We start from the raw sequence: 26,043 nt of genomic DNA, 5'->3' as shown, positions 1-26,043 counted from the left end.
ATCCCGTTTTGTGACCTGACGATAAAATCATGACCCAATCCTATAATGCCGATGCCATTGAGGTGCTCACCGGGCTTGAGCCGGTGCGCCGCCGTCCGGGGATGTATACCGACACCTCCCGTCCCAACCATCTGGGCCAGGAAGTTATTGATAACAGCGTCGATGAAGCGCTGGCCGGGCACGCCAGACGCGTCGACGTGATCCTTCACGCCGACCAGTCGCTGGAAGTTATCGACGACGGGCGCGGCATGCCGGTGGATATTCACCCGGAAGAGGGCGTTCCCGCCGTGGAGCTAATCCTCTGCCGCCTGCACGCGGGCGGTAAATTCTCGAACAAAAACTACCAGTTCTCCGGCGGCCTGCACGGCGTTGGGATCTCTGTGGTTAACGCCCTGTCAAAACGCGTGGAAGTGAACGTGAAACGCGACGGGCAGATCTACAACATCGCCTTTGAAAATGGCGAAAAGGTCAAAGAGCTGAGCGTGGTCGGCACCTGTCCGAAACGCCAGACCGGCACCAGCGTTCACTTCTGGCCGGATGAGAAATTCTTCGACAGCCCGCGTTTTTCCGTCTCCCGCCTGACGCATCTGCTGAAAGCGAAAGCGGTGCTCTGCCCCGGCGTTGAGATCAATTTTAAAGATCAGGTGAATAACACCGAACAGCGCTGGTGCTATCAGGATGGTCTTAACGACTACCTCTCCGAAGCGGTGAACGGGCTGATTACGCTGCCGGAAAAACCGTTTATCGGTAACTTTTCCGGCGAGACGGAAGCGGTGGACTGGGCGCTGCTGTGGCTGCCGGAAGGCGGCGAGCTGCTGACCGAAAGCTACGTCAACCTGATCCCGACCATGCAGGGCGGCACCCACGTCAACGGCCTGCGTCAGGGCTTGCTGGACGCCATGCGTGAGTTCTGCGAATACCGTAATATCCTGCCGCGCGGCGTGAAGCTCTCGGCGGAAGATATCTGGGAGCGCTGCGCCTATGTCCTGTCAGTGAAAATGCAGGACCCGCAATTCGCCGGCCAGACCAAAGAGCGCCTGTCGTCGCGCCAGTGCGCGGCGTTTGTCTCCGGCGTGGTGAAAGACGCCTTCAGCCTGTGGCTGAACCAGAACGTTCAGGCGGCGGAACAGCTTGCGGAGCTCGCCATCGCCAGCGCCCAGCGCCGTCTGCGCGCCGCCAAAAAAGTGGTGCGTAAAAAACTGACCAGCGGCCCGGCGCTGCCTGGCAAGCTCGCCGACTGCACCGCGCAGGATCTCAATCGTACAGAGCTCTTCCTGGTGGAAGGGGACTCCGCAGGCGGCTCCGCCAAACAGGCGCGCGATCGCGAATACCAGGCGATCATGCCGCTTAAGGGTAAGATCCTGAATACCTGGGAGGTGTCGTCAGATGAAGTGCTGGCTTCGCAGGAGGTGCATGACATCTCGGTTGCGATCGGCATCGATCCGGACAGCGACGATCTCAGCCAGCTGCGTTACGGCAAGATCTGTATCCTCGCGGATGCGGACTCCGACGGCCTGCATATCGCCACGCTGCTGTGCGCGCTGTTTGTGAAACACTTCCGCGCGCTGGTGAAAGGCGGTCACGTCTACGTCGCCATGCCGCCGCTTTATCGTATCGATCTCGGTAAAGAGGTCTACTACGCGCTGGACGAAGAAGAGAAAGCGGGCGTGCTGGAGCAGCTCAAGCGTAAAAAGGGCAAGCCGAACGTCCAGCGCTTTAAAGGTCTCGGCGAAATGAACCCGATGCAGCTGCGCGAAACCACGCTGGATCCGAACACCCGCCGTCTGGTGCAGCTCACCATCAGCGATGACGACGACGCGCGCACGCTGGCCGTTATGGATATGCTGCTCGCCAAAAAACGCTCTGAAGACAGACGTAACTGGCTGCAGGAGAAAGGCGATATGGCGGATATCGAAGTCTGATAACGCCCGTTCTGTAACGACACACCTTTCAGCGGCGCCTTCCGGCGCCGCTGCTCTTTCCGCCTGATAACCTCTTCTTTTTCGCCGCGTAGCACAACCTGCGGTTTTGTTTGCGAGCGAGATCAAATTCCGCCGCGTTAATCATTACTCCTGGAGTAATGATTCGCCCGCGCGCTTAATTGATGCTTTTTTCTCCTGGGCGCACACTGACTTTAGCGTTAAGCAAATCAAAAGATTCGCTGAATCAGGAGGTTAATAATGACGGCTTACCAAACGCCGGGGCGTGTCTGGAACACGCGCCGCACGGAGAAACAGCGGCGTCTCGCCTCGGTTCCCGTGCAGGGCAAAGTGTTGCCCACCGCAGATCTCACATCCATGCTCGAAAAACTCATCGCGCCCGGCGACCGGGTGGTTCTTGAAGGTAACAACCAGAAGCAGGCGGATTTTCTCTCCCGCAGCCTTGCTGAGGTAAACCCGCAGGTGGTGCATGACCTGCATATGATCATGCCAAGCGTCGGGCGCAGCGAACACCTCGATATTTTTGAAAAAGGCATCGCCCGTAAGCTCGACTTCTCGTTCTCCGGCACCCAGAGCCTGCGCATTTCGCAGCTGCTGGAAGATGGTCAGTTAGAAATCGGCGCTATCCATACCTACATCGAACTCTACTCCCGCCTGTATGTCGATCTCGCCCCGAACGTGGCGCTGATCGCCGGTTATAAAGCCGACCGCAAAGGGAACCTCTACACCGGGCCGAGTACCGAAGATACCCCAGCGCTGGTAGAGGCCGCCGCGTTCCATGACGGCATCGTCATCGCCCAGGTGAATGAACTGGTGGACGACGAGTGCGACTTGCCGCGCGTCGATATTCCCGGCTCGTGGATCGATTATGTCGTGGTGGCGGATAAACCCTTCTTTATCGAGCCGCTCTTCACCCGCGACCCGCGCCTCATCAAGCAGGAACACATCCTGATGGCGATGATGGCGATTAAAGGCATCTACGCCGAACACCAGGTGCAGTCCCTTAACCACGGTATCGGTTTTAACACCGCCGCTATCGAACTGCTGCTGCCGACTTACGGCGAACAGCTCGGCCTGAAAGGCAAAATCTGTAAACACTGGACGCTCAACCCGCACCCGACGCTGATCCCGGCGATTGAAAGCGGCTGGGTGGAGAGCGTGCACTGCTTCGGCGGCGAACTGGGGATGGAAGAGTACATCCGCGCGCGCCCCGACATCTTCTTCACCGGCGCTGACGGTTCGATGCGCTCCAACCGCGCCTTCTGCCAGCTGGCAGGCCAGTACGCGGTGGATATGTTTATCGGCTCGACCTTACAGGTGGACGGCTACGCCAACTCCTCCACCGTCACCCGCGGCCGTCTTTCCGGCTTCGGCGGCGCGCCGAACATGGGCCATGACCCACACGGCCGTCGTCACGCCACACCGGCCTGGCTCAATATGATCACCGAACCAGATCCGATGCAGCGCGGTAAAAAGCTGGTGGTGCAGATGGTCGAAACCTTCCAGGCAGGCGTGAAGCCGACCTTCGTGGAAAAACTCGACGCGGTCGATGTAGCGAAAGCCTCCGGGATGCCGCTCGCGCCGGTCATGATTTACGGCGATGACGTCACCCACGTACTGACGGAAGAGGGCATCGCGTACCTCTACCGCGCCGAAAGTCTGGAAGAGCGTCGCGCGATGGTCGCCGCGGTCGCGGGCATCACCGATATCGGGCTCGGCGTTGACGCCGCGCGCGTCGCCGAACTGCGTAAGAGCGGCAAAGTCGTGTACCCGGAAGATATCGGCATTCGCCGCGCCGACGCCACACGCTCGCTGCTTGCCGCGAGCAGCGTCGCCGACCTGGTGGAATGGTCAGGCGGTCTCTACAACCCACCTGCCAAATTCCGGAGCTGGTAATGAACCGACAGCCACTGACTCACGCCGAAGGCACCGCAGAGACGCTGGCGCGCATCGCCACCGCCTGCCTGATTGATGAAGCGAGACTCACCCCGAAGCCGGGTCTGGTGGACTGTCGGGGCAGCGGCGCGCATCACGATCTAACGCTCGCGCTGATGGAGCGCTCGGCTCAGAGCCTGACGCCAACCTTTCACGCGCTGGCCCAGCAGAGCTGGCAGCGTCCGGCGGATATCGCGCTGCGTGAAACGGTCGGCCGCCTGGGCCGCGAAGGCGAGGCGCGAATGATGGCGGCGACCTGCGGCGTCAACACGCACCGGGGCGCTATCTGGGCGCTGGGCCTGCTGGTAAGCGCCACCGCGATGTGCGGGGCAGCGGCTTCAGCCGACGCCATCGCCTCCACCGCCGCCCGGCTGGCGAGCCTGCCGGACGCGGCCGCGCCCAAGGGCTTTAGCAAGGGGCTTCGCGCCACGCGCCGCTATCAGGTGCCGGGCGCGCGCGAAGAGGCGCAGCAGGGCTTTCCGCACGTCACCGCGCTGGCGCTGCCGCAGCTTCATGAAAGCCGCCGTCGCGGCGCGAACGAGGCCGAAGCCCGGCTGGACGCGTTAATGGCGATCATGACCTCGCTCAGCGATACCTGCGTGCTCAACCGCGCGGGCCTGACCGGGCAGTTCACCATGCAGCGCGGCGCGCGCGCCGTGCTGGCGGCGGGCGGCACGGCGACCATCGAGGGGCGTCGCGAACTGGCAAAGCTCGACAGCGAGATGCTGGCGCTTAACGCCTCGCCGGGCGGGGCCGCCGACTTGCTGGCCGCCACGCTCTATCTCGACCGCGTGGGCGCGTCATCCCGAATAACTGATTAAGAGGGTGTTATGGAACAGATTACATTGTCATTTCCCGCGAGCCGCACGCTGAGCGGCAGAGCGCTGGCGGGAGTGGTCGGGTCCGGTGATATGGAAGTGCTGTTCACCGCCGACCAGCAGCAGGCGCTCAACGTCACCATCACCACATCCGTGGACAACAGCACGGCGCGCTGGAACGCGCTGTTTGACCGCCTCAACATGCAAAACGGCCTGCCGTCCGGCACGCTGATTATCCACGACTTCGGCGCGACGCCCGGCGTGGCGCGCATCCGCATCGAACAGGTTTTTGAGGAGGTCAGCCATGCGTAACGACCGCAGCTTTATCGAATTCCGGGCGCGGGACCGCGCGAAGGCGCTGCTGGATGACGGCAGCTACCGCGAACTGCTCGATCCGTTTGAACAGGTCATGTCGCCGTGGCTTGGCAAACAGGGCATCGTGCCGCAGGCCGACGACGGCATGGTTGTGGCGAAAGGCACCATCAACGGCCAGCCCGCCGTAGTCATCGCCATCGAAGGCACATTCCAGGGCGGCAGCATGGGCGAAGTCTCCGGCGCGAAAATGGCCGCGGCGCTGGAGCTTGCCGCTGAAGATAACCGCAACGGCATTCCCACCCAGGCGGTGCTGTGCCTTGAGACCGGCGGCGTGCGTCTGCAGGAGGCGAATCTGGGCCTCGCGGCGATTGCCGATATTCACGCGGCAATTGTTGACCTGCGCCGCTACACCCCGGTGGTCGGGATTATCGCCGGCACGGTCGGCTGCTTCGGCGGGATGTCCATCGCCGCCGCGTTATGCAGCTATCTCATCGTCACCCGCGAAGCGCGTTTAGGGCTTAACGGCCCGCAGGTTATCGAACAGGAAGCGGGCGTGGAAGAGTACGACTCCCGCGACCGTCCGTTTATCTGGAGCATGACCGGCGGCGAAGTGCGTTATGAAAGCGGTTTTGTCGACGCGCTGGTGGGCGATGGCGTGGACGCCGTGAAAACCGCCATGAACGAGGCGATTGCCCGGGGCGTACCGCAGCAGCACCGCAGCGATAACTACGCCTGGTATCTCGACCGCCTGAGCCGTTTCGATACCGCGAAACAGGCGGACCGCGAACAGATCAAACAGCTCTTTGCCCGGGAGGAAAAATAATGACTAATACAGTAAGCCGGGGCGCCTTATGGCTTGAAAAACTCGCGCCCGACGCGCAGCGTCTGCCAGGGCTTTGCCCGTCCGTACAGGTGGCCGACGCGACATTTAACGGCGAGCCTGCGCGCTTTATCGCGGTCGTGCCGGATGCCCATAACCACTACCCACGCGCCGCCCGCGGCGAAGTGGGGCTGCTGGAGGGCTGGACGCTTGCGAAAGTGGTCAACGAAACCCTTCAGGAAGATGCCGATAAAAGCGTGAAGCGCCCGATCATCGCGGTGATTGATGTGCCAAGCCAGGCCTATGGCCGTCGTGAAGAGGCGTTCGGTATCCATCAGGCGCTGGCGGGCGCGGCGGGCGCTTACGCGAAAGCGCGTCTCGCCGGGCACCCGGTTATCGGGCTGATTGTCGGCAAGGCGATGTCCGGGGCGTTCCTCGCCCACGGCTACCAGGCGAACCGCCTTATCGCTTTTAACGACAAAGGCGTGCTGGTGCATGCGATGGGCAAAGAGTCCGCCGCGCGCATTACGCTGCGTACCGTTGACGCGCTGGAGAAACTGGCGGCGACCATCCCGCCGATGGCTTACGACGTCGCCAACTACGCGACGCTTGGGCTGCTCTCCGACCTGCTCGATATCAGCAACCCGGATGCGCCGACCGACGCGGATCTGGCGCAGGTCAACGCCACGCTGCAACGCGCCATCGCGGATGCGCGCCAGGATCCGAGCCTGAAAACCCGCCTCGGCGCAGACAACCGCCGTAGCTCCCAGCTTGTGCGCGAACGCCTGCGCGCCAGCTGGTAAGTAATACCCAAAAAAGACCTGCCGGATAGCGGTTCCTGTGGGCGTAGCGATACGCCCATAGCGCCCCGCATCCGTAAAAAATAAAGCTCACCGCCCGTTCGGGTGTAAGGGCCACCATCGCACCAGTGTTGATTTTACTTTCATTACAGGTGACTTATGACTTACGTGATTATTCATGCGCTTGCTCCCATCTTTGTGATCATGCTGCTCGGCTTTATGGCGGGCAAAACAAAGATGGTCGATAACCAAAACGTCGCTTTACTCAATATCTTTGTGATGGATTTCGCGCTCCCGGCCGCGCTGTTCAGCGCTACCGTACAGACGCCGTGGGCGGGCATCGTCGCGCAAATGCCGCTGATTGTGGTGCTGGTGCTGGCGATGTGGGTCACCTACGCCGCCATCTATTTCCTGGCCGTCGGGCCGTTTAAGAAATCGCCGCAGGATGCCGCCGTGCTGACGCTCACCGTGGCGCTGCCGAACTACGCCGCGCTTGGCCTGCCTATTCTCGGCAGCGTACTGGGCGAAGGGCCGTCGACTTCGCTCTCCGTCGCCGTTTCCATCGCCTGCGGTTCGGTGCTGATGACGCCGTTCTGCCTGCTTATTCTGGAGCGTGAAAAAGCGCGCGCCAGCGGCGAAAACAGCGGCTCGACGCTCGCCATGCTGCCGGTGCTGATGTGGCGCTCGGTGAAAAAACCGATTGTCTGGGGGCCGCTGCTTGGGGTGGTGCTCTCTGCCATCGGCATCAAAATGCCGGAGCTGGTGCTGGCCGCTATCAAACCGCTGGGCCTTGCTGCGACCGCCGCCGCGCTGTTCCTGACCGGCGTTATCCTCTCGGCGCGTAAGCTTAAAATCAACTCCATGGTTATCACCGCGACCATCACCAAACTGCTGATCCAGCCGTTTATCGCCTGGGGTATCGTGCTGGCGCTTGGTCTGACCGGCCCGGTGGCGGTCACGGCGATCCTGATGATTGCGCTGGCGGCGGGTTTCTTCGGCGTGGTCTTCGGCAACCGTTTCGGCGTACAGTCGCCGGACGCCGAGGCGGTGCTGCTGCTAAGCTCCGTACTCAGCATTCTCTCGCTGCCGCTGTTTATTTCCCTGACGCAAGGACTCTGACCCATGACCTACACGCCGCGCCCTCACGATCTCCTCTGGCTTAACCGCCGCGACGCCCTTCAGGGCATCGACGCGCCCTGGGTGAGCGAGCAGTGGCGCAGCCATCTGCCGGTGGTGGTGCGGCGTGACGTGAGCGACAGCGGGCTTATTCCCGTCGGCGTGCGCGGCGTGAAGCGCGAGCAGCGCGCCGCAGGCTGGGTGAGCGCGCAGGATATCGTTCGCGTGGCGACGCCCGAATCGCTTGCCTGCCTCAGCGCGCTGTTGCGCTCGCCGTTTGTCTCCCAGCAGCCGGTGCAGGCGGCTATCCAGCTGGCCCAGCGGCAATGGCCGTGGGCGTGGGGCATTACCGGCTCTACCGGCTTTGCGCTCGCGACAGAAATGCCGGTGCTGCACGCGGCAAGCGATCTGGACCTCACGATACGCGCGCCTGAACGCCTGGAGCCTGACGCGTTCGCTGACTGGCAGCGCCTCGTCACACAGCTGCCGTGCCGCGCCGATACCCAGGTCGAAACGCCGCTCGGCGCGTTTTCACTGACCGAGTGGCTGCGCGACGGGCGCGCGCTGTTAAAAACCAACCAGGGCGCGCGGCTCGCGCGCGATCCCTGGCGCAGGGAGGATGCATGAAAATTCTTTTCACTTTCCCCGGACAGGGCACCCAGCGGCCCGGCATGTTGCAGCATCTGCCGGAGGAGGAGACGCGGCGTGAGGCGCGCGAGGTGTTAGGCGAAGCGCTTACGACGCTGGATACGCCAGACGCGCTGCGCCACACCCGTGCCGTTCAGCTCGCGCTGCTGATTGCGGGCGTCTCTTCCGCCCGCGCGCTGATGGCGCAGGGCGTGATGCCGGATATGGTCAGCGGGTTGTCCATCGGCGCGTATCCGGCGGCGGTGATTGCCGGGGCGCTCGATTTTCGCGACGCCCTGCGTCTGGTGGCGCTGCGCGGCGATTTAATGGAGCAGGCTTACCCTGAAGGCTACGGGCTGACGGCGATACTTGGGCTGCGCCTGGAGCAGGTGGAGAAACTGGCGGCGGCGCACGACGTTTACATCGCCAATTTAAACGCCGAGACGCAGATTGTGATCGCCGGGCGCGATGAACAGATGGCGGCGGCAGGCGAGGCGGCGCTCGCGCTCGGCGCCACGAAAGTGAACCGACTGGCGATCAGCGTGCCGTCGCACTGCGCGCTGCTGAATGCGCCCGCGCAACAGCTGGCGCAGGCGTTTGCGCGCGTCACGCTGCAACGCCCGCAGCGCGCCTATCTCAGCGGCAGCAGCGCCCGCGTGCTGTGGCAGCCTGAGCGCATCGCCGACGATCTTGCGTTTAATATGGCGCGCACGGTGCGCTGGCAGGAGGCGATGATCGCCGCCCGCGAACGTGAGGCGAGGCTTGCCATTGAGATGCCGCCCGGCGGCGTGCTGACCTGCCTGACGCGCCAGGCGGGCTTTGAAGGAGAGACGATTTCGCTGGAGCGCAGCGGCATCGCGGTGGCGCTGCATCTGGCCGCGCGCGTGTCGCGTGATTAGCTTTTAGCCAGGCTTAAGGCGTACATGCGGCACTCCGCCGCCAGCGCCAGCAGGTTAGGGTCGCGCTCGCGGCTGCGGGCGAAGACCAGCGCTATCTGCTGGCGCATCTGGTAAGGCTCCGCCAGCTTCAGCAGTTGCAGGTCGTTTTCATACAGTTTTTTCATGCGCCCCGGCACCAGCGAGAAGCCCACGCCCGCCTGCACCAGGCTCAGCATGGAGAAAATATCGTTTACCCGCGTGACGATATCCGGCTCGAACCCCGCTACGTGGAACGCCTCCTGAAAACCGGCGTAGGTCGCGAATCCTTCCGCCAGCGAGACGAATTTGCGGTCTTTATAGTCGCGCAAATCGGCCTCGCGACGGGTGTCGAGCGCTTCTGACGCCGGCGCCGCCAGGTAGATATCGTCGTGAAACAGCGGCGTCACTTCCAGCAGCTTGCGGTCAATCTGCGCTTCCGAAACGGAAATCAGGATCGCATCCAGCCCGTTGTCCTCCAGCATATTCAGCAGCACCAGATTTGAACCCATCGTCAGATCGAGTTCCAGTTCCGGGCGGCGCAGCTTCATGCCCATCAGCAGGCGCGGCACCGTTTCCAGCGTGAGCGAATAGAGCGTGCCGACCCGCAGCCGCCCAAGCCCCACGCCCGCCGTGCGCCGCGTCTCTTCGATGCCGCGCACCATCAGGCCGATCGCCTCCTGACAATACTCCAGCAATGTTTCGGCGGCAGGCAGCGCCACCAGGCTTCTGCCCTTGTGGACAAACAGCGGACAGCGCATCCCTTCTTCCAGACTGTGCAGCGCGCGATGCACGCTGACGGCGCTTACGCCCAGCGCCTCGGCGGTACGGGCGATGTTTCCCTTCTCCATAAACGCCATGAAGATGGAAAGCTTGCGAAACGTGATGTCGTCATCAATGGCTAATTTCATGCGGGCACGCTCTTAAGTCACGAGTCCGGGAGCTTAACGGCTGGGAGCGACGCGGTAAACCTTCATTGGCCGCAGGGTTTTTTAAACAAGGCACAGGCTATCGAATCTGTAGATTAATTCAGGTATGACTTATCAAACGGCGAGGCTATCGTAGCGGTAACACGGAACACGGAGCGAAACATGAGCACGCCATCTGAACAACACAATACGTTATCTGCGGGCAAATGCCCCTTCCATCAGGGCAACAGCAACCAAAGCGCGGGCGGCGGCACGGCCAGCCGCGACTGGTGGCCGAATCAGCTGCGCGTGGAGCTGCTCGCCCAGCACTCAAACCGCACCAACCCGCTGGGTGAAGATTTCAACTACCGTAAGGCGTTCAGCGAGCTGGATTACGCGGCGCTGAAAGGCGACCTGAAAGCGCTGTTAACCGATTCCCAGCCGTGGTGGCCTGCCGACTGGGGCAGCTACACCGGCCTTTTCATCCGCATGGCGTGGCACAGCGCGGGCACCTACCGCTCCGCTGACGGGCGCGGCGGCGCCGGTCGCGGGCAGCAGCGTTTCGCGCCGTTAAACTCCTGGCCGGATAACGTAAGCCTTGATAAAGCGCGTCGCCTGCTGTGGCCGGTGAAACAGAAATATGGCCAGAAAATCTCCTGGGCCGACCTGTTTATCCTTGCCGGCAACGTGGCGCTGGAAAACTCCGGGTTCCGCACCTTTGGTTTCGGCGCCGGGCGTGAAGACGTCTGGGAGCCGGATATGGACGTGAACTGGGGCGATGAGAAGAACTGGCTTGAGCATCGCCACCCGGAATCGCTGGCGCAGGCGCCGCTCGGCGCGACCGAAATGGGCCTTATCTACGTTAACCCGGAAGGACCGAACCACAGCGGCGATCCGGCCTCCGCCGCGCCCGCCATTCGCGCGACCTTCGGCAACATGGGCATGAACGATGAAGAGACCGTGGCGCTGATCGCAGGCGGCCATACGCTCGGCAAAACCCACGGGGCTGCGGCGGCGAACCACGTCGGCGTCGATCCCGAAGCCGCGCCTATTGAAGCGCAGGGCCTCGGCTGGCACAGCAGCTTTGGCAGCGGCGCGGGGGCGGATGCCATCACCTCCGGCCTGGAAGTGACCTGGACGCAGACGCCGACCCAGTGGAGCAACTACTTCTTCGAGAACCTGTTCAAATATGAATGGGTGCAGACCCGCAGCCCGGCAGGAGCCATTCAGTTTGAAGCGGTCGACGCGCCGGAGATCATTCCTGACCCGTTCGATCCGTCGAAAAAACGTAAGCCGACCATGCTGGTGACCGATCTCACGCTGCGTTTCGACCCGGAATTCGAGAAAATTTCGCGTCGTTTCCTTAACGATCCGCAGGCGTTCAATGAAGCCTTCGCCCGCGCCTGGTACAAGCTGACGCACCGCGATATGGGGCCGAAAGCGCGCTATATCGGCCCGGAAGTGCCGAAAGAAGATCTGATCTGGCAGGACCCGTTGCCGGCGGCGATTTATCAGCCGACGCAGGCGGATATCGAGAGCCTGAAAGCGGAGATCGCCAGCGCCGGTTTATCGGTAAGCGAACTGGTCTCCGTCGCCTGGGCGTCGGCCTCCACCTTCCGCGGCGGCGATAAACGCGGCGGCGCTAACGGCGCGCGTCTGGCGCTCGCTCCGCAGCGCGACTGGGAAGTGAACGCCTCTGCCGCCCGCGGGCTGGCGACGCTCGAAGCTATCCAGCGCGCCGCGAACAAAGCGTCGCTCGCCGACATCATCGTGCTGGCAGGCGTGGTGGGCGTTGAGCAGGCCGCAAAAGCCGCGGGCGTTGAGATTACCGCGCCGTTCTCGCCGGGCCGCGTCGATGCGCGTCAGGATCAGACCGACGTGGCGCTGTTTGAGTTCCTGAAACCGAAAGCTGACGGTTTCCGTAACTATCGCGGCGTGCGCAGCGGCACCCCGACCGAGTCGCTGCTTATCGATAAAGCGCAGCAGCTGACGCTGACCGCGCCGGAACTGACCGTACTGGTGGGCGGGATGCGCGCGCTCGGCGCGAACTACGACGCCAGCGCGCACGGCGTCTTTACGGACCGCGTGGGCGTGCTCAGCACCGATTTCTTCGTCAATCTGCTGGATATGCGTTACGCGTGGAAAGCGACCGACGCCACGGCTGAAGTGTTTGAAGGGCGCGACCGCGAGAGCGGGGAAGTGAAATACACGGCGACCCGCGCGGATCTGGTGTTTGGCTCTAACGCGATTCTGCGTTCTGTCGCGGAAGTCTATGCAAGCGACGATGCCCGCGAGAAATTCGTGAAAGATTTCGTGGCGGCCTGGACCAAAGTGATGAACCTGGACCGCTTCGATCTTCAGTAATCGTTACATGATGAACAAAAAAGGCGATGAATATTCATCGCCTTTTTTATGCGCATTTAAGCGTCAGACGCCGCTTTCCAGAATGCGAATGGTGGTATCCAGCACATCGCCTTTTACCGCGTCACGGAAGCCCAGCATATGCGGCGTTTCCAGGTGCGCTTTTAAGTGTTCCGCGCTCGCCCACAGCTCCACCATCACGATGGAATCCGGCGCGCTGGTCTGAAAATCGAGGCCGGTGGCGCTGTCCACCATCGGCGCATAGCCGTGGCAGCCCGCTTCCGCGAGCACAACGGGAATGATCTTCTTGAACTCTTCCAGCACCGCCTGACGGTGGTGCGCGCCAGGACGGGTACGAATTTCTGCTATAACTGTCAGCATGGTTAACTCCTTTTGTAAAACCGTCTGACAGTTAAGCAAAAATTTTCGCCAGATGCTCGCGATATTCTGCAATGTGGCGCGCCACGTCCGGCATTTTAATCACGTCGTTGGCGATATACGTCGGCAGCGCGGTCAGGCCCAGGAACTCGTTCGCCTTATGGAACGGCAGGTACACGCCGTCCACGCCCACGCCGTGGAAGAACTGATCTTTCTCGGTGAACGCTTCCAGCGGCGCGTTCCAGGTGAGCGACAGCATATATTTTTTGCCCTGAATCAGGCCGCCGGAGCCATACTTTTTCGAGGCGTCGGAGCGGGTGCGGCCATCGCTGGCGTACAGCGCGCCGTGGCCTTCGGTAAAGACATCGTCGATATACTTTTTGACGGTCCAGGGCGCGCCCATCCACCAGCCCGGCATCTGGTAAATAATGACGTCGGCCCAGAGGTATTTCTGCACCTCTTCTTTGGCGTCATATTCGCCGTCTGCGCGGGTGACCTTAACATCGTGCCCAACGTCGCGCAGGTAGCTCTCCGCGACCTCAGTCAGGGTGTCGTTAAGCTGGCCTTTGGAATGCGCAAACTGTTTCGCGCCATTAATGATAAGTATGTTGCTCATTATTTGTCCTCTAATTATCGCGTTTGTCATTAAGTTTACCCTGGCGGGCGATGCGGTAATATTGGCAAAACGCGCAAAGACTTTTGCTCTATCAGCAACAATCAACCCTGCTGTGACTCGGCGACGCAGATAGGGTACTATCGGCGGCAATATTGCCGTTTCCCCGTGTACGGCCAGCATTTCTGAGGAATAACGAGTAATGAGTGACTTAACTCACGATGGTGCAGAGCGCCTCGCGCTGCATGAATTCACGGAAAACGCCTATCTGAACTACTCCATGTACGTCATCATGGACCGCGCGCTGCCGTTTATCGGCGACGGGCTTAAGCCTGTTCAGCGCCGCATCGTCTACGCCATGTCGGAACTGGGGTTGAATGCCAGCGCCAAATTCAAAAAATCCGCCCGTACCGTGGGCGACGTGCTGGGTAAATATCACCCGCACGGCGACAGCGCCTGCTATGAAGCGATGGTGCTGATGGCGCAGCCGTTCTCGTACCGTTACCCGCTGGTGGACGGGCAGGGGAACTGGGGCGCGCCGGACGATCCGAAATCCTTCGCGGCGATGCGTTACACCGAATCGCGTCTGTCTAAATACGCCGAAGTGCTGCTGGGCGAACTGGGCCAGGGCACCGTGGATTATGTCCCGAACTTCGACGGGACGCTGAACGAGCCGAAAATGCTGCCGGCGCGCCTGCCGAATATTTTGCTGAACGGCACCACGGGCATCGCGGTGGGCATGGCGACGGATATTCCGCCGCACAACTTGCGCGAAGTGGCCAAAGCGGCCGTGAGCCTGATCGACAGCCCGAAAACCACGCTCGATGAGCTGCTGGATATCGTGCAGGGCCCGGACTACCCGACCGAAGCGGAAATCATCACCTCCCGCGCCGAAATCCGCAAAATCTACCAGAGCGGCCGCGGCTCGGTGCGTATGCGCGCCGTGTGGAAGAAAGAAGACGGCGCGGTGGTCATTTCCGCGCTGCCGCATCAGGTTTCCGGCGCCCGCGTGCTGGAGCAGATCGCAAGCCAGATGCGCGCCAAAAAGCTGCCGATGGTCGACGATTTGCGCGATGAATCGGATCACGAAAACCCGACGCGTCTGGTTATCGTGCCGCGCTCCAACCGCGTGGATATGGATCAGGTGATGAACCACCTGTTCGCCACCACCGATCTGGAAAAAAGCTACCGCATCAATCTCAACATGATTGGTCTCGACGGCCGCCCGGCGGTGAAAAACCTGCTGGAGATCCTCACCGAATGGCTGGCGTTCCGCCGCGATACGGTGCGCCGCCGTCTGAACTATCGCCTCGATAAAGTGATGCGTCGCCTGCATATTCTGGAAGGCTTGCTGGTCGCGTTTCTCAATATCGACGAAGTGATCGAGATTATCCGCAGCGAAGATGAGCCGAAACCGGTGCTGATGAGCCGTTTCGGCATCAGCGAAACGCAGGCGGAAGCGATCCTCGAACTGAAATTACGCCATCTCGCCAAACTGGAAGAGATGAAGATCCGCGGCGAGCAGAGCGATCTGGAGAAAGAGCGCGATCAGATCCAGGGCATTCTCGCCTCCGAGCGCAAGATGAATACCCTGCTGAAAAAAGAGATCCAGGCGGATGCCGACGCGTATGGCGACGACCGTCGCTCGCCGCTGCATGAGCGCGAAGAAGCGAAAGCGATGAGCGAGCATGACATGCTGCCGTCCGAGCCGGTCACTATCGTGCTTTCCCAGATGGGCTGGGTGCGCAGCGCCAAAGGCCACGACATCGACGCCAAAGCGCTGAGCTATAAAGCGGGCGACAGCTGGCTCTCGTCAGTCAAAGGCAAGAGCAACCAGCCGGTGGTGTTTATCGACTCCACGGGCCGCAGCTATGCGCTGGATCCGGTATCGCTGCCGTCGGCGCGCGGCCAGGGCGAGCCGATTACCGGCAAACTGACGCTGCCGCCGGGCGCGGTGGTGGAACATATGCTGATGACCGGCGAAGAGCAAAAACTCCTGATGGCGTCTGATGCGGGCTATGGTTTTGTCTGCACCTTCAACGATCTGGTGGCTCGTAACCGCGCCGGTAAAGCGCTGATTACGCTGCCGGAAAACGCGCATGTGCTCAAGCCGCTGGAAATTGAGCATGACGACGACATGCTGCTCGCCATTACGGCGGCGGGGCGTATGCTGATGTTCCCGGTGGCGGACCTTCCGCAGCTCTCCAAAGGCAAAGGCAACAAAATTATCTCGATTCCTTCCGCCGATGCGGCGAAGGGCGACGATAAGCTGGCGTATCTCACCATCCTGCCGCCGCAGAGCACCGTGACGCTGCACGTCGGCAAGCGCAAAATCAAACTGCGCCCGGAAGAGCTGCAAAAAGTGCATGGCGAACGCGGTCGTCGCGGTACGCTGATGCGTGGCCTGCAACGCATCGACAGCGTCGAAGTGGACGCCCCGTCGCGCCCGAAAGCCGACGACAGCGAGGCGTAACCCCCCGTATCGTGGCGAACGCATCGCCGCCGCGCTTTCTGTGATTATCTGCAGGAAGCGCGGCGGCCTCGCTTGCGTAATTTTCCCGCCCACGCCATTGTTTGTTTGCGCGTGACGCATAAAAATAAGTGTTTGAGTCTGCTCAACATCATGAGCCGCCAGGGATGCCTGACCGTGAGCGGTGTGTTTTCCGTTAAAGCCGTTATACTGGTCCGCGGCTGCGGCTTCAGAGGTAGTTATGTTATCGATCGTTCGAATGATTATTGTGGTTCTCTATAGCGTTGTGGTCTCAGTTCTGGGCTGTATCTGGTGTCTCTTCAGCCCGCGCAATCCGCGCCATGTGGCGACGTTCGGCCATCTGTTCGGCCGTCTTTCCACCGTGTTCGGCCTGAAGGTGGAGCTGCGTAAGCCGCAGGGCGCCGAAAACTACGGCAACGCTATCTACATCGGCAACCACCAGAACAACTACGACATGGTGACGGCGTCGAAAATCGTTCAGCCGCCGACCGTGACCGTCGGCAAAAAAAGCCTGGTCTGGATCCCGTTCTTCGGCCAGCTCTACTGGCTGACCGGCAACCTGCTTATCGACCGCAACAACCGCAGCAAGGCGCACGGCACCATCGCCGAAGTGGTGGAGCAGTTCCGCAAGCGCGATATCTCTATCTGGATGTTCCCGGAAGGCACCCGCAGCCGCGGGCGCGGTCTGATGCCGTTTAAAACCGGCGCGTTTCACGCCGCTATCGCCGCGGGCGTGCCGATTATTCCGGTCTGCGTTTCCAATACCCATGGTAAAATCAAGCTCAACCGTTGGAACAACGGTCTGGTCATCGTCGAAATGTTACCGCCTGTCGACACCCAGGGTTGGGGAAAAGAACAGGTACGGGAACTTGCCGCCCACTGCCGCCAGTTGATGGAAGAGAAAATCGCCCAACTGGATAACGAAGTGGCCGAGCGCGAAGCCGCTGGCAAGATCTGAGACTGACGGCAAGAACCGTCATTCATTACCCGTTTTCATGGAGCAACTATGTCACTCAGTCGGCGTCAGTTTATTCAGGCATCGGGCGCGGCGCTCTGCGCGGGCGCGGTGCCGCTGAGGGCGCATGCCGCAGGCCAGCAACAGGCGCTGCCGGTGCCGCCGCTGCTGGAGTCGCGCCGCGGCCAGCCGCTGTTTCTGACGCTCTCCCGCGCCCACTGGTCTTTCGTGCCGGGCACCCGCGCGCAGGTCTGGGGTTTCAACGGCCGCTACATGGGCCCGACTATCCGCGTCTGGAGCGGCGACGACGTCAAGCTTATCTACAGCAATCGTCTGCAGGAAAATGTCGCTATGACGGTGAGCGGGCTGCAGGTGCCGGGGCCGCTGATGGGCGGCGCGGCGCGCATGATGTCGCCTGGCGCCGACTGGGCGCCCGTGCTGCCGGTACGGCAGGCCTCCGCGACGCTCTGGTATCACGCCAATACGCCTAATCGCACCGGCCAGCAGGTCTACAACGGGCTTGCGGGCATGTGGCTGGTGGAAGACGCCGTGAGCAAAGCGCTGCCGGTGCCGAACCACTACGGCGTGGACGATTTTCCGATCATTATTCAGGACAAGCGCCTCGACAATTTCGGCACGCCGGAATACAGCGAGCCGGGCAGCGGCGGCTTTGTCGGCGACACGCTGCTGGTGAACGGCGCGCAAAGCCCGTATGTGGAGGTGTCCCGCGGCTGGGTGCGTCTGCGGTTGCTGAACGCCTCCAATGCGCGTCGCTATCAGTTGCAGATGAGCGATGGCCGCCCGCTGCATGTGATCGCAGGCGATCAGGGGTTTCTGCCCGCGCCGGTAGCGGTGAAGCAACTGGCGCTGGCGCCTGGCGAGCGCCGCGAAGTGCTTATCGATATGACCAACGGCGATGAAGTGTCTATCACCTGCGGCGAGGCGGCGTCGATTATGGACCGCATTCGCGGCATTTTTGAGCCTTCCAGCATTCTTATCTCCACGCTGGTGCTGACGCTGCGGCCCACCGGCCTGCTGCCGCTGGTGACGGATACGCTGCCGATGCGTCTGCTGCCGGATGAGATTATCAACGGCGCGCCGGTGCGCAGCCGCGATATCACGCTGAGCGACGATCCGGGCATTAACGGCCAGCTGTGGGATATGAAGCGTACCGACGTACAGACCCAGCAGGGAGCCTGGGAGCGCTGGACGGTGCGTTCCGATATGCCGCAGGCGTTCCATATGGAAGGGGTGAGTTTTCTGATTCGCAGCGTGAATGGCGCCGCGCCTTTCCCGGAAGATCGCGGCTGGAAGGATACGGTGTGGGTGGATGGTCAGGTAGAGCTGCTGGTGTATTTCAGCCAGCCCTCGTGGGAGCATTTCCCGTTCCTCTATTCGAGCCAGACGCTGGAGATGGCCGACCGCGGCTCAGTGGGGCAGATGGTCGTAAACCCGGCCCCGTAAGCCATTCGACAGAGATGAAAAAAGCCGCTGTGGAGCGGCTTTTTTGTGTCCGGGGGGCGTGACGCCAGTGGGGGTAAACGGTGGATGCGCTGCGCTTATCCACCCTACAACACCCTTTCCAGGCTCGTAGGGCGCACCCGCCATTAGCGGCGCGAAATATGAGAGTCAGGGCGGGTAAGCGCAGCGCACCCGCCATATGCAGCCACGCCAGACCCGCTACTCCGCCAGAAACAGCTCCAGCAGCGAATTAAGAAACAGCTTACCGTGCTCGGTTATCTGCCAGCTCTCCGGCGTTTCCACCAGATAATTTAGCGCAATCGCCTCGTCAATCTGCGGGCGAATCGCGGCTTCGCTAAGCCCCGTATAACGGACAAACTCGGCGCGCGGCGCCGGCTCCAGCAGGCGAAAACGGTTCATGAAAAACTCGAACGGCTTATCCTGCGTCTCGACCTCATGCTGCTTATCCAGGTAATTACCGGTCATATAGCCGCGCGGGTGGCGTGTTTTCGCGGTACGCAAAATACGCCCGTCGGCGAGCGTCACTTTGCCGTGCGCGCCGCAGCCGATACCCAGATAATCCCCGAAACGCCAGTAATTGAGGTTGTGCTGGCACTGATAGCCCGGTTTCGCGTAGGCCGATGTCTCGTACTGCGCATAACCGGCGGCGGTCAGCAGCTGATGCCCCTGCTCGAAAATATCCCACAGCGCGTCGTCGTCAGGCAGCACCGGCGGGCGCGAGCCAAACAGCGTATTCGGTTCGATGGTCAACTGATACCAGGAGAGATGCGGCGGGTTCAGCGCAATCGCCTCTCGCAAATCATCTAGCGCCTCTTCCAGCGACTGATCCGGCAGGCCATGCATCAAATCGAGGTTAAAGCTGCGAAGCCCGAGGCCGCTCGCAAGGCGCGCCGCGCGCTTCGCCTCTTCGGGCCCGTGAATACGGCCGAGACGCGCGAGTTTTGGTTCGCTGAAGCTCTGCACGCCGATGGAAATACGGTTCACGCCCGCGCGCTGATACTCCACAAAGCGGTCAGCTTCCACGGTGCCTGGGTTGGCTTCCATCGTGATCTCGGCATCCGGCGCGAGCGCAAGCCGCGCCCGCACGCCGTCCAGCAACGTCTGCATCGCCGGGCCGGACAGCAGGCTTGGCGTGCCGCCGCCGATGAAAATCGTCTTCACCTCGCGGCCCTGCGCCCAGGGCGCGTCGTTATCCAGATCGCTTAACAGATGCTGGACATAATCGTCATGCGGCACTTCGCCCTTCAGCGCGTGGGAGTTGAAGTCGCAATAAGGGCACTTCTGCACGCACCAGGGGATATGGATATACAGACTTAAGGGTGGCAAATCAGCCATTACGCATTGCTTCCAGTAATAATTTCAGCGCCTGCCCGCGGTGGGAAACCGCGCTTTTCTCTTCACGCGTCAGCTCGGCGGCGGTTTTGCCAAGAGAAGGCACAAAGAAAATCGGGTCGTAGCCAAAGCCGCCCTGGCCCGCGGGCGCGCGGGTAATCACGCCAGGCCAGGCGCCGTGAAAGACCAGCGGCGTCGGATCGTCGGCATGACGCATATAGACCAGCACGCAGTGAAACTGCGCCTGACGCTGCTCGTCCGGCACGTCTTTTAACGCCTCAAGCAGCTTTTCCAGGTTCTCCTGATCGCTGGCGTCGCTGCCCGCGTAGCGCGCGGAGTAAATTCCCGGCGCGCCGCCCAGCGCGTCAACCGCGAGACCAGAATCGTCGGCGATAGCCGCAAAACCGGTGACCTGAGCCGCGTGACGCGCTTTCAGGATCGCGTTTTCGATAAACGTCAGGCCGGTTTCTTCGGCGGAGTCGACGCCAAGCTCGGTCTGCGCCACGATATCCAGCCCAAACTCCTGCAGCAATGAGGCGAGTTCGCGCACTTTACCGGCGTTGCCGGTCGCGAGGACAACTTTCTGCATAGCGTAATCCTGTATTAATCGGTGACAGCCGCAACTTCCGTTGGGATCTGTTGAGGTTCGATGATTTTGACTTGCTTATGACGGCCCAGTTCGCCTTTCTCAATCACCACCTGGCTTTTAGCCACGCGGAACTGTTTCGCGAGATACTTCACCAGGTGGGCATTCGCCTGGCCGTCAACCGGCGGGGCGGTAATGGCGACTTTGAGCTCGTCGCCATGTAAACCGATAATGCTGTCGCGGCTGGCTTTCGGCTGGATATAGAGCCGTAACACCAGCCCGTCGACGGTTTTACTGACGGCGCTCACAGCAAATACCACAGCCCCGGGAAGAGATCCATGGCGAGGTAATTCAGCAGATAGAGCACGATAATCACGCCCATGGCGGAAAAATCGATGCCGCCCATGGCCGGGAGAATGCGGCGGATCGGGGCCATCAGCGGTTCAGTCAGCTGAATCAGCACAAACTCAATCGGGCTGCGGCCCTGGCTTACCCAGCTCATCAGCGAGCGGATAATAATCACCCAGAAGACTAACTGACCTGCGGATTTCAGCAGCGACAGCAGGCCCACCACCAGGTTAAACGGATCGAGCGACAGCGCGCCCGACTGAATCAACAGCAGCAGCGGGAATTTCAGCGTCGAGAGAATAAACGCCACCAGCAGCGACGAGGTGTCGATAGGCCCTATCGACGGAATAATGCGGCGCAGCGGGCCTATCACCGGCTGGGTAAATTTCACCACCGTCTGGGCGAGCGGGTTGTAAAAATCGCAGCGCGACCACTGCATCCAGATGCGCAGCAGCAGCACCATCACATACAGGTCGATCAGCGTTTTGACCAGGAAAGTCAACGTCAGCATGGCGTTCCTCAGAAGTTATTGTTGAGTGGCGCGGGCGTAATCGCGCGCGCCGAAAATCGCGGTACCAATGCGCACCATCGTGCTGCCAGCGGCGATGGCGGCTTCCATATCATCGCTCATGCCGAGCGAAAGCGTGTCTACCGTCGGGTAGCGCGCTTTAAGCGTCGTGAAGGCCGCCGCCATTTCACAGGCGACGGCAAACTGGCGCGCATACTCTTTTTCCGGCGCCGGAATGGCCATCAGCCCGCGCAGCCGCAGACGCGGCAGCGCCGCTATCTGCTCTGCAAGCGTATCCAGCTCGCTTAAGGCGATGCCGGATTTGCTCTGTTCGTCGCTGATATTAACCTGAATCAGCACGTTGAGCGGCGTCATTTCGTCGGGGCGCTGTTCATTCAGGCGAGTGGCGATGCGCAGTCGGTCGACCGTATGGCACCAGTCGAAATGCTCCGCCACCAGACGGCTTTTGTTGGACTGCAACGGGCCGATAAAGTGCCAGGTCAGCCCGTCCACGCCCGCGTCGCGGAAGTGAAGGATCTTTTCCACGCCCTCCTGCACATAGTTTTCACCGAATTCACGCTGCCCGGCGGCGATCGCTTCTGCTATCGCGCTCGCAGGTTTTGTTTTACTCACTGCAAGCAGCGTAACTTCTTCTGAAGCCCGGCCGCAGCGTTGTGCAGCCGCTGAGATTTTTTGGCGGACCTGCGTTAAGTTGCGTTCTGTCTCACTCATGATCAGGGAAGCTGTATGGAAATGGATGAATTAGTGGCGCTTAGTGTAAAGCATAACGTTTCGGATCTACACCTGTGTAGCGAGCTGCCGGCGCGCTGGCGCAGACAGGGGCGGCTGGAGCCGCTGCCGGAGCCTGTCCCGAAGCCGGAAAACCTGCTGGCGCGCTGGCTTGACGACGCCCATCAGCGCGAGCTTGCCGAGCGCGGGCAGACCGATTTCGCAGTCAGTCTGGCAGGCGGCGTGCGGCTGCGCGGCAATGCGTTTCGCCAGATGCAGGGCGTGTCGCTGGTGTTGCGCCTGCTGCCGCGCGGCTGTCCAAAGCTTGACGCGCTCGGCGTGCCCGCGGCGGTGCCGGGGTTACTGACGATGCCGGATGGCCTGCTGCTGGTCACGGGCGCGACCGGCAGCGGCAAATCGACCACGCTTGCGGCGATGGTCGGCTACCTGAATACGACGCTCGACGGTCATATTCTGACGCTCGAAGATCCGGTCGAGTTTTGTCATCAACCGGCGCGCTGTCTTATCCAGCAGCGTGAAATCGGCACGCACTGCCAGAGCTTCAGCGACGGCCTGCGCGGCGCGCTGCGTGAAGACCCGGATGTCATTTTGCTGGGAGAGTTGCGCGACAGCGAAACGATCCGGCTGGCGCTCACGGCGGCGGAGACCGGCCATCTGGTGCTGGCGACGCTGCACACCCGCGGCGCGGCGCAGGCCGTCGAGCGGCTGGTGGATGTCTTTCCCGCCGATGAACAGAACAAAGTGCGCAGCCAACTGGCAGGCAGTCTGAAGGCGGTGCTGGCGCAAAAGCTGGTGGCGGATGCGCAGGGTGGCAGAACGGCGCTGCATGAGCTGCTTATCAACACGCCCGCCGTGGCGAATCTTATCCGTGAGGGGAAAACGCACCAGCTGCCGGGCCTGATGGAAACCGGCCAGCAGCAGGGGATGCAGACCTTCGCGCAAAGCGTGGCGATGCGCCTGAACGAAGGCAGGCTGGCGCTGCAAAAAGACGCCAGCGCCGGGCGCTGGTGTTAACGCACATGGAGCGCGTAAAGCGCGGGCAGGGCGCCTGCGGTGCTGAGGATTTCAAGACGTATGACGCTCGCGATGTGTGGCGCATTGATGCGGTGTTCGCAGACGGCGTGGTGGTTATCCGTCACTTCCGCCAGCAGCCTCTCATCGGCCCACAGGCGGTAATGTGTGACGCAGTGCGGCGTCACGGCGCAGTCGTGGCCCATCTGGACGGTTTCCATCGCGTTATCGAAATCGTTATCGAAAATCAGCGTCAGGATGTCGAACGCCTGCGGCTGCGCCCAGCGCCATTCGACGACAGGTTGCGGATCGTCCGCGGCGGGCGCCCAGGCGTTGGTTTGCTGTTCGGGCCGCAGGCGGCCATTAAGCAGGTTTTCCGGCGGATAGCAGCGCAGCGGCGCGTCGAGGCGCAGCGCGGGCATAATCTGGTGCGGGCGGCGGCGCGGCAGCCAGAAGTCAAACTCGTCCACGCCGTAATCGCCATCGGCGACCTGACGCGATCGTTTGGCGACGCGCGCGTTAAGGCTGTTAAACACCATCATGACGCCAGGCAGGCGCTGCGCGCTGAGCGCCATCTCGATGGCCTCGCACCGATCGAAGACAATAAATACATAGCTGTCCTGCTCGGCGGTATGGCGCAGCGCCACCCGGTACGGCGCTGCGTCGTGAACCTCCAGCTCGCACTCGTCGAGCCAGCGCTCCGGCGTATAGTTGCCCGGTTTGTGGCTGGTCAGCAACTGAACGCGCAGACGCTGTGGAGCCTCTGCGCGCAACATGAAGTGCAGGGTCGGCAGCGACTGTCCGGCCCGCAGCGGCAGCAGCAGCGCGGTGCGGGCCGACAGCGGCGCCCATTCGCCGTTCGGCGTGAGTTCGGTAAGCTGATATTCGCTACTGACGCGAAGCCGCGCGCCGCGCGCCGGATCGTCCAGCCGCTGGCGGGGAATATAACAGCCCGTCGCCTGCAAATGCTGTTGCAGTTCGCCGATGCGCTCGCGCGCCGCCAGCTGGCGCGGCGTGATTTCCTGCTGATGGCAGAGCGCCGCCGCCCGGCCGACCACTTCACCCAGCAGCCCGCAGGTGCACATCACGCGGGCGCTGCCGAAGGCGACGTGCGAGGCGGAGATAAGCCGCCCGGTCAGGAACAGGTTATCCAGCGAGCGGCTGTAGAGGCTGCGCCAGGGGATGGTATAGGTGCCTTTGCTGTGAAACTGGCGGCAGCCGTCGTGAGTGCTGTAGACGCCATCCGCCGGGTGCAGGTCGATAGACCAGCCGCCGTAGGCCACCGCGTCGTAATGGTCGCGCTGCTCGATAATATCCTGCTGGCAGAGCAGGTGATCGCCTACAAACCGGCGGCTCTCGCGCTTGCCGGGAATGGTGCCGACCCACTCGATCGTCAGGTTTTCCGCATCCGGGAACTGGCCGGAGTTTTTAATGTGATCCCAGACGCCCCAGACTATTTTCCACAGCTCCCATTTGATCTCTTCGCTTTGATGGACGGTGTCGAGACGGCCGCCCCATTCAAGCCACCAGAGATCGCAGCCGTTAAGCGTGGAGGTCAGGCGCTGGTAGCGCGGAATATCGGTTATCTCTTTCAGCGCAAACGACGGCGGAACGAAGCGCACCGGCCCGCTGGTCTGTTTGGTGTAGAAGTAAATCGAGTGCCCGAGCTTGTGGCCGAAGCTGTCGCCCGGCGCCATTTTTTCGCCGAGTTCGTCCGCCTCTTCCGCGCCGACGCGAAACTCGGCGCCGGCAAGATAGCCCAGCACGCCGTCGCCGGTGGCGTCGCAAAACTGCGTGGCGGTAATGGTGTAAAAAGTTTCGTTAATGGCGTTAAAACCGCGGACGCGCGTAATCCGCTGGCCGTTATTGACGACGTCAAAAAGCGCGGTGTTCAGCAACAGCGTCAACCCCGGCTGCGAGCGGGCGAGATCCAGCAGCACCAGATCGAACATCACCGGATTGCCCTCTTTATTGCGCCAGAGGTTTTCTTCCAGAATCTCCCCCATAATGCCGCCTTCCCGCGCCCAGCGGTTGTTGTTACCCATGTGCGACGTGGCGCCGTTAGCCCACAGCCGCACTTCGCTGGAGGCGTTGCCGCCCAGCACCGGCCTGTCCTGCACCAGAATCACCTGCAATCCGTCGCGGGCGGCCGCCAGCGCGGCGCACAAGCCGGCGAGCCCGCCGCCTGCCACCAGCAGATCGGCGTGAAGGTGCTCTTCAGGAAAGGTCCGGTCAGCGCTGCGGGGAAAGACGTTCATAAACTTGTATCCTTCTTAACTGGCATTACACTCATGACATTGTCATGCAACGGGACTTCGCTATGTCTTCACAACCCAACCAGAGCCTGATCGATGGGATCCGCTGCCTGCAGTACCTGGTCTCCAGCGATCGGGCCATCGGTTGTCGTGAACTGGCCCGACTGATGGGCATTAACACCACACGCGTCAACCGCCTGCTGATGACAATGGCCTCCATCGGCCTCACCATGCAGGATGAGCAGCGCCGTTATCTGCCCGGCCCCGGCATTCACGCTCTGGCGGCGCAGGCGATTCGCGGCTCCGCGCTCTTCTCCCACGCCCTGCCGCTGCTTGAGCAACATGCGCCGAAAGATATCGTGGTGGCGCTGGGCGTACTCTGGGAAGACCAAATCATCTACATCTACCACTCCACGCCCGGCAGCCAGATGAGCCAGGCGCTGGCCGGTTTCCGTATGCTGCCCGCCTGGCAGTCGGTCATCGGCATGTCGCTGCTGGCGGCGGAAACCGACGAGGCGCTGGAAGCGCGCTTTATCCCTGAACAGTGGTCCCAGCTGGCGCCTCATGTGGCGCAGCAGCGCGAACGTGGTCTGGTTATCTGGCGCCACGACGACGGCGAAGTGTCGATGGCGAAACCGCTCGGCATTCATAACGCCGCGGTGGCGTTGGCCGGGATGTGGAACATCAGCAATCCTGAAATCCACTCTCGCCTTGAACAGCTCAACGATCTGGCCGCGCGGCTGATGAAACCGGTCTGATGTTTACCGATGATGTTTCTTT

24 protein-coding genes are annotated in these 26,043 nt (G+C 61.6%); 15 read left to right on the top strand and 9 right to left on the bottom strand.

Annotated elements, in window-relative coordinates:
- The first annotated feature begins 29 nt into the window (after positions 1-29).
- The 9 genes from parE to mdcH all read left to right on the top strand — a co-directional run bounded on the left by parE (position 30) and on the right by mdcH (position 9,270).
- Positions 30-1,922: a DNA topoisomerase IV subunit B gene (gene parE, locus AFK65_RS16200; protein WP_004385615.1), complete on the top strand. Its 1,893-nt coding sequence runs from the start codon at positions 30-32 to the stop codon at positions 1,920-1,922.
- Between the two features lie 258 nt (positions 1,923-2,180).
- Positions 2,181-3,836 carry a malonate decarboxylase subunit alpha gene (mdcA, locus tag AFK65_RS16195; protein ID WP_032973959.1) on the top strand — a complete coding sequence of 552 codons (1,656 nt, stop codon included), beginning with the start codon at positions 2,181-2,183 and terminating at the stop codon, positions 3,834-3,836.
- Positions 3,836-4,696, top strand: a complete 861-nt coding sequence (locus AFK65_RS16190; RefSeq protein ID WP_038856341.1) for a triphosphoribosyl-dephospho-CoA synthase — start codon at positions 3,836-3,838, stop codon at positions 4,694-4,696. Before mdcA ends, AFK65_RS16190 begins: the two co-directional genes overlap by 1 nt.
- A 9-nt stretch (positions 4,697-4,705) precedes the next feature.
- Positions 4,706-5,005, top strand: a complete 300-nt coding sequence (gene mdcC / locus AFK65_RS16185) for a malonate decarboxylase acyl carrier protein (RefSeq protein ID WP_007701585.1) — start codon at positions 4,706-4,708, stop codon at positions 5,003-5,005.
- On the top strand, positions 4,998-5,831 hold the full coding sequence (locus tag AFK65_RS16180) for a biotin-independent malonate decarboxylase subunit beta (RefSeq protein ID WP_007701582.1): 834 nt from the start codon (positions 4,998-5,000) through the stop codon (positions 5,829-5,831). Before mdcC ends, AFK65_RS16180 begins: the two co-directional genes overlap by 8 nt.
- The gene (gene mdcE / locus AFK65_RS16175; protein WP_007701578.1) at positions 5,831-6,631 is read left to right on the top strand and encodes a biotin-independent malonate decarboxylase subunit gamma; all 801 of its coding nucleotides are present in this window, start codon (positions 5,831-5,833) and stop codon (positions 6,629-6,631) included. The genes AFK65_RS16180 and mdcE overlap by 1 nt, the downstream gene beginning before the upstream one ends.
- 156 nt (positions 6,632-6,787) lie before the next feature.
- Positions 6,788-7,747: an AEC family transporter gene (locus AFK65_RS16170; RefSeq protein ID WP_007701575.1), complete on the top strand. Its 960-nt coding sequence runs from the start codon at positions 6,788-6,790 to the stop codon at positions 7,745-7,747.
- A 3-nt stretch (positions 7,748-7,750) separates the two neighbouring features.
- Positions 7,751-8,371, top strand: a complete 621-nt coding sequence (locus AFK65_RS16165) for a malonate decarboxylase holo-ACP synthase (protein WP_038856343.1) — start codon at positions 7,751-7,753, stop codon at positions 8,369-8,371.
- Positions 8,368-9,270, top strand: a complete 903-nt coding sequence (gene mdcH / locus AFK65_RS16160) for a malonate decarboxylase subunit epsilon (protein WP_007701574.1) — start codon at positions 8,368-8,370, stop codon at positions 9,268-9,270. The genes AFK65_RS16165 and mdcH overlap by 4 nt, the downstream gene beginning before the upstream one ends.
- Here the strand turns inward: mdcH and AFK65_RS16155 are convergent.
- Positions 9,267-10,196, bottom strand: coding sequence for a LysR family transcriptional regulator (locus AFK65_RS16155; RefSeq protein ID WP_007701573.1), 930 nt, complete (start codon positions 10,194-10,196; stop codon positions 9,267-9,269). The two genes, mdcH and AFK65_RS16155, sit on opposite strands and share 4 nt — an antisense overlap.
- 180 nt (positions 10,197-10,376) lie before the next feature.
- On the opposite strand from AFK65_RS16155, the gene katG reads away from it, so the two are divergent.
- A complete protein-coding gene (gene katG / locus AFK65_RS16150) occupies positions 10,377-12,557 on the top strand; it encodes a catalase/peroxidase HPI (RefSeq protein ID WP_038856345.1) in 2,181 nt (726 codons plus the stop codon).
- Between the two features lie 63 nt (positions 12,558-12,620).
- On the opposite strand, the gene AFK65_RS16145 is transcribed toward katG, so the two are convergent.
- Positions 12,621-12,935, bottom strand: coding sequence for a putative quinol monooxygenase (locus tag AFK65_RS16145; RefSeq protein ID WP_007701570.1), 315 nt, complete (start codon positions 12,933-12,935; stop codon positions 12,621-12,623).
- 31 nt (positions 12,936-12,966) lie between these two features.
- Positions 12,967-13,548, bottom strand: a complete 582-nt coding sequence (locus AFK65_RS16140) for an NAD(P)H-dependent oxidoreductase (protein ID WP_038856346.1) — start codon at positions 13,546-13,548, stop codon at positions 12,967-12,969.
- 199 nt (positions 13,549-13,747) lie between these two features.
- Here AFK65_RS16140 and parC point away from each other — a divergent pair, with 199 nt between their 5' ends.
- From parC to ftsP, 3 genes are all read left to right on the top strand, one after another.
- Positions 13,748-16,018 carry a DNA topoisomerase IV subunit A gene (parC, locus tag AFK65_RS16135; RefSeq protein ID WP_038856348.1) on the top strand — a complete coding sequence of 757 codons (2,271 nt, stop codon included), beginning with the start codon at positions 13,748-13,750 and terminating at the stop codon, positions 16,016-16,018.
- Between the two features lie 238 nt (positions 16,019-16,256).
- Positions 16,257-16,994: a 1-acylglycerol-3-phosphate O-acyltransferase gene (locus AFK65_RS16130; protein ID WP_007701561.1), complete on the top strand. Its 738-nt coding sequence runs from the start codon at positions 16,257-16,259 to the stop codon at positions 16,992-16,994.
- A 48-nt stretch (positions 16,995-17,042) separates the two neighbouring features.
- A complete protein-coding gene (gene ftsP, locus AFK65_RS16125; RefSeq protein WP_007701559.1) occupies positions 17,043-18,455 on the top strand; it encodes a cell division protein FtsP in 1,413 nt (470 codons plus the stop codon).
- Positions 18,456-18,671: 216 nt separating this feature from the next.
- On the opposite strand, the gene hemW is transcribed toward ftsP, so the two are convergent.
- From hemW to AFK65_RS16100, 5 genes are read right to left on the bottom strand one after another with little or no spacing between them, the layout of a single operon-like run.
- Positions 18,672-19,808: a radical SAM family heme chaperone HemW gene (hemW, locus tag AFK65_RS16120; RefSeq protein WP_007701557.1), complete on the bottom strand. Its 1,137-nt coding sequence runs from the start codon at positions 19,806-19,808 to the stop codon at positions 18,672-18,674.
- Positions 19,801-20,394, bottom strand: coding sequence for an XTP/dITP diphosphatase (locus AFK65_RS16115; RefSeq protein ID WP_007701554.1), 594 nt, complete (start codon positions 20,392-20,394; stop codon positions 19,801-19,803). The genes hemW and AFK65_RS16115 overlap by 8 nt, the downstream gene beginning before the upstream one ends.
- A 14-nt stretch (positions 20,395-20,408) precedes the next feature.
- On the bottom strand, positions 20,409-20,699 hold the full coding sequence (gene yggU, locus AFK65_RS16110) for a DUF167 family protein YggU (RefSeq protein WP_004385624.1): 291 nt from the start codon (positions 20,697-20,699) through the stop codon (positions 20,409-20,411).
- A complete protein-coding gene (locus AFK65_RS16105; RefSeq protein ID WP_004385625.1) occupies positions 20,696-21,250 on the bottom strand; it encodes a YggT family protein in 555 nt (184 codons plus the stop codon). Before AFK65_RS16105 ends, yggU begins: the two co-directional genes overlap by 4 nt.
- Before the next feature lie 15 nt (positions 21,251-21,265).
- Positions 21,266-21,979: a YggS family pyridoxal phosphate-dependent enzyme gene (locus AFK65_RS16100; protein WP_038856350.1), complete on the bottom strand. Its 714-nt coding sequence runs from the start codon at positions 21,977-21,979 to the stop codon at positions 21,266-21,268.
- A 15-nt stretch (positions 21,980-21,994) separates the two neighbouring features.
- On the opposite strand from AFK65_RS16100, the gene AFK65_RS16095 reads away from it, so the two are divergent.
- Entirely contained in the window at positions 21,995-23,011 is a 1,017-nt protein-coding gene (locus AFK65_RS16095) for a type IV pilus twitching motility protein PilT (RefSeq protein ID WP_007701546.1), read from the top strand.
- Here the strand turns inward: AFK65_RS16095 and AFK65_RS16090 are convergent.
- Positions 23,008-25,266, bottom strand: a complete 2,259-nt coding sequence (locus tag AFK65_RS16090; protein ID WP_038856352.1) for an FAD-dependent oxidoreductase — start codon at positions 25,264-25,266, stop codon at positions 23,008-23,010. The genes AFK65_RS16095 and AFK65_RS16090 overlap by 4 nt on opposite strands.
- Before the next feature lie 62 nt (positions 25,267-25,328).
- On the opposite strand from AFK65_RS16090, the gene AFK65_RS16085 reads away from it, so the two are divergent.
- Positions 25,329-26,021, top strand: a complete 693-nt coding sequence (locus AFK65_RS16085; protein WP_038856353.1) for an IclR family transcriptional regulator domain-containing protein — start codon at positions 25,329-25,331, stop codon at positions 26,019-26,021.
- The last annotated feature ends 22 nt before the right edge of the window (positions 26,022-26,043 follow it).

Origin of the sequence: Cronobacter universalis NCTC 9529, from assembly GCF_001277175.1 — a bacterium.
Classification (GTDB): domain Bacteria; phylum Pseudomonadota; class Gammaproteobacteria; order Enterobacterales; family Enterobacteriaceae; genus Cronobacter; species Cronobacter universalis.
This window is presented reverse-complemented; position numbering and strand designations above follow the sequence as displayed.

Coding starts and splice junctions, on each gene's coding strand:
- parE (WP_004385615.1), top strand. CDS start 30: ATGACCCAATCCTATAATGCCGATGCCATTGAGGTGCTCACCGGGCTT.
- mdcA (WP_032973959.1), top strand. CDS start 2,181: ATGACGGCTTACCAAACGCCGGGGCGTGTCTGGAACACGCGCCGCACG.
- AFK65_RS16190 (WP_038856341.1), top strand. CDS start 3,836: ATGAACCGACAGCCACTGACTCACGCCGAAGGCACCGCAGAGACGCTG.
- mdcC (WP_007701585.1), top strand. CDS start 4,706: ATGGAACAGATTACATTGTCATTTCCCGCGAGCCGCACGCTGAGCGGC.
- AFK65_RS16180 (WP_007701582.1), top strand. CDS start 4,998: ATGCGTAACGACCGCAGCTTTATCGAATTCCGGGCGCGGGACCGCGCG.
- mdcE (WP_007701578.1), top strand. CDS start 5,831: ATGACTAATACAGTAAGCCGGGGCGCCTTATGGCTTGAAAAACTCGCG.
- AFK65_RS16170 (WP_007701575.1), top strand. CDS start 6,788: ATGACTTACGTGATTATTCATGCGCTTGCTCCCATCTTTGTGATCATG.
- AFK65_RS16165 (WP_038856343.1), top strand. CDS start 7,751: ATGACCTACACGCCGCGCCCTCACGATCTCCTCTGGCTTAACCGCCGC.
- mdcH (WP_007701574.1), top strand. CDS start 8,368: ATGAAAATTCTTTTCACTTTCCCCGGACAGGGCACCCAGCGGCCCGGC.
- AFK65_RS16155 (WP_007701573.1), bottom strand. CDS start 10,196: ATGAAATTAGCCATTGATGACGACATCACGTTTCGCAAGCTTTCCATC.
- katG (WP_038856345.1), top strand. CDS start 10,377: ATGAGCACGCCATCTGAACAACACAATACGTTATCTGCGGGCAAATGC.
- AFK65_RS16145 (WP_007701570.1), bottom strand. CDS start 12,935: ATGCTGACAGTTATAGCAGAAATTCGTACCCGTCCTGGCGCGCACCAC.
- AFK65_RS16140 (WP_038856346.1), bottom strand. CDS start 13,548: ATGAGCAACATACTTATCATTAATGGCGCGAAACAGTTTGCGCATTCC.
- parC (WP_038856348.1), top strand. CDS start 13,748: ATGAGTGACTTAACTCACGATGGTGCAGAGCGCCTCGCGCTGCATGAA.
- AFK65_RS16130 (WP_007701561.1), top strand. CDS start 16,257: ATGTTATCGATCGTTCGAATGATTATTGTGGTTCTCTATAGCGTTGTG.
- ftsP (WP_007701559.1), top strand. CDS start 17,043: ATGTCACTCAGTCGGCGTCAGTTTATTCAGGCATCGGGCGCGGCGCTC.
- hemW (WP_007701557.1), bottom strand. CDS start 19,808: ATGGCTGATTTGCCACCCTTAAGTCTGTATATCCATATCCCCTGGTGC.
- AFK65_RS16115 (WP_007701554.1), bottom strand. CDS start 20,394: ATGCAGAAAGTTGTCCTCGCGACCGGCAACGCCGGTAAAGTGCGCGAA.
- AFK65_RS16105 (WP_004385625.1), bottom strand. CDS start 21,250: ATGCTGACGTTGACTTTCCTGGTCAAAACGCTGATCGACCTGTATGTG.
- AFK65_RS16100 (WP_038856350.1), bottom strand. CDS start 21,979: ATGAGTGAGACAGAACGCAACTTAACGCAGGTCCGCCAAAAAATCTCA.
- AFK65_RS16095 (WP_007701546.1), top strand. CDS start 21,995: ATGGAAATGGATGAATTAGTGGCGCTTAGTGTAAAGCATAACGTTTCG.
- AFK65_RS16090 (WP_038856352.1), bottom strand. CDS start 25,266: ATGAACGTCTTTCCCCGCAGCGCTGACCGGACCTTTCCTGAAGAGCAC.
- AFK65_RS16085 (WP_038856353.1), top strand. CDS start 25,329: ATGTCTTCACAACCCAACCAGAGCCTGATCGATGGGATCCGCTGCCTG.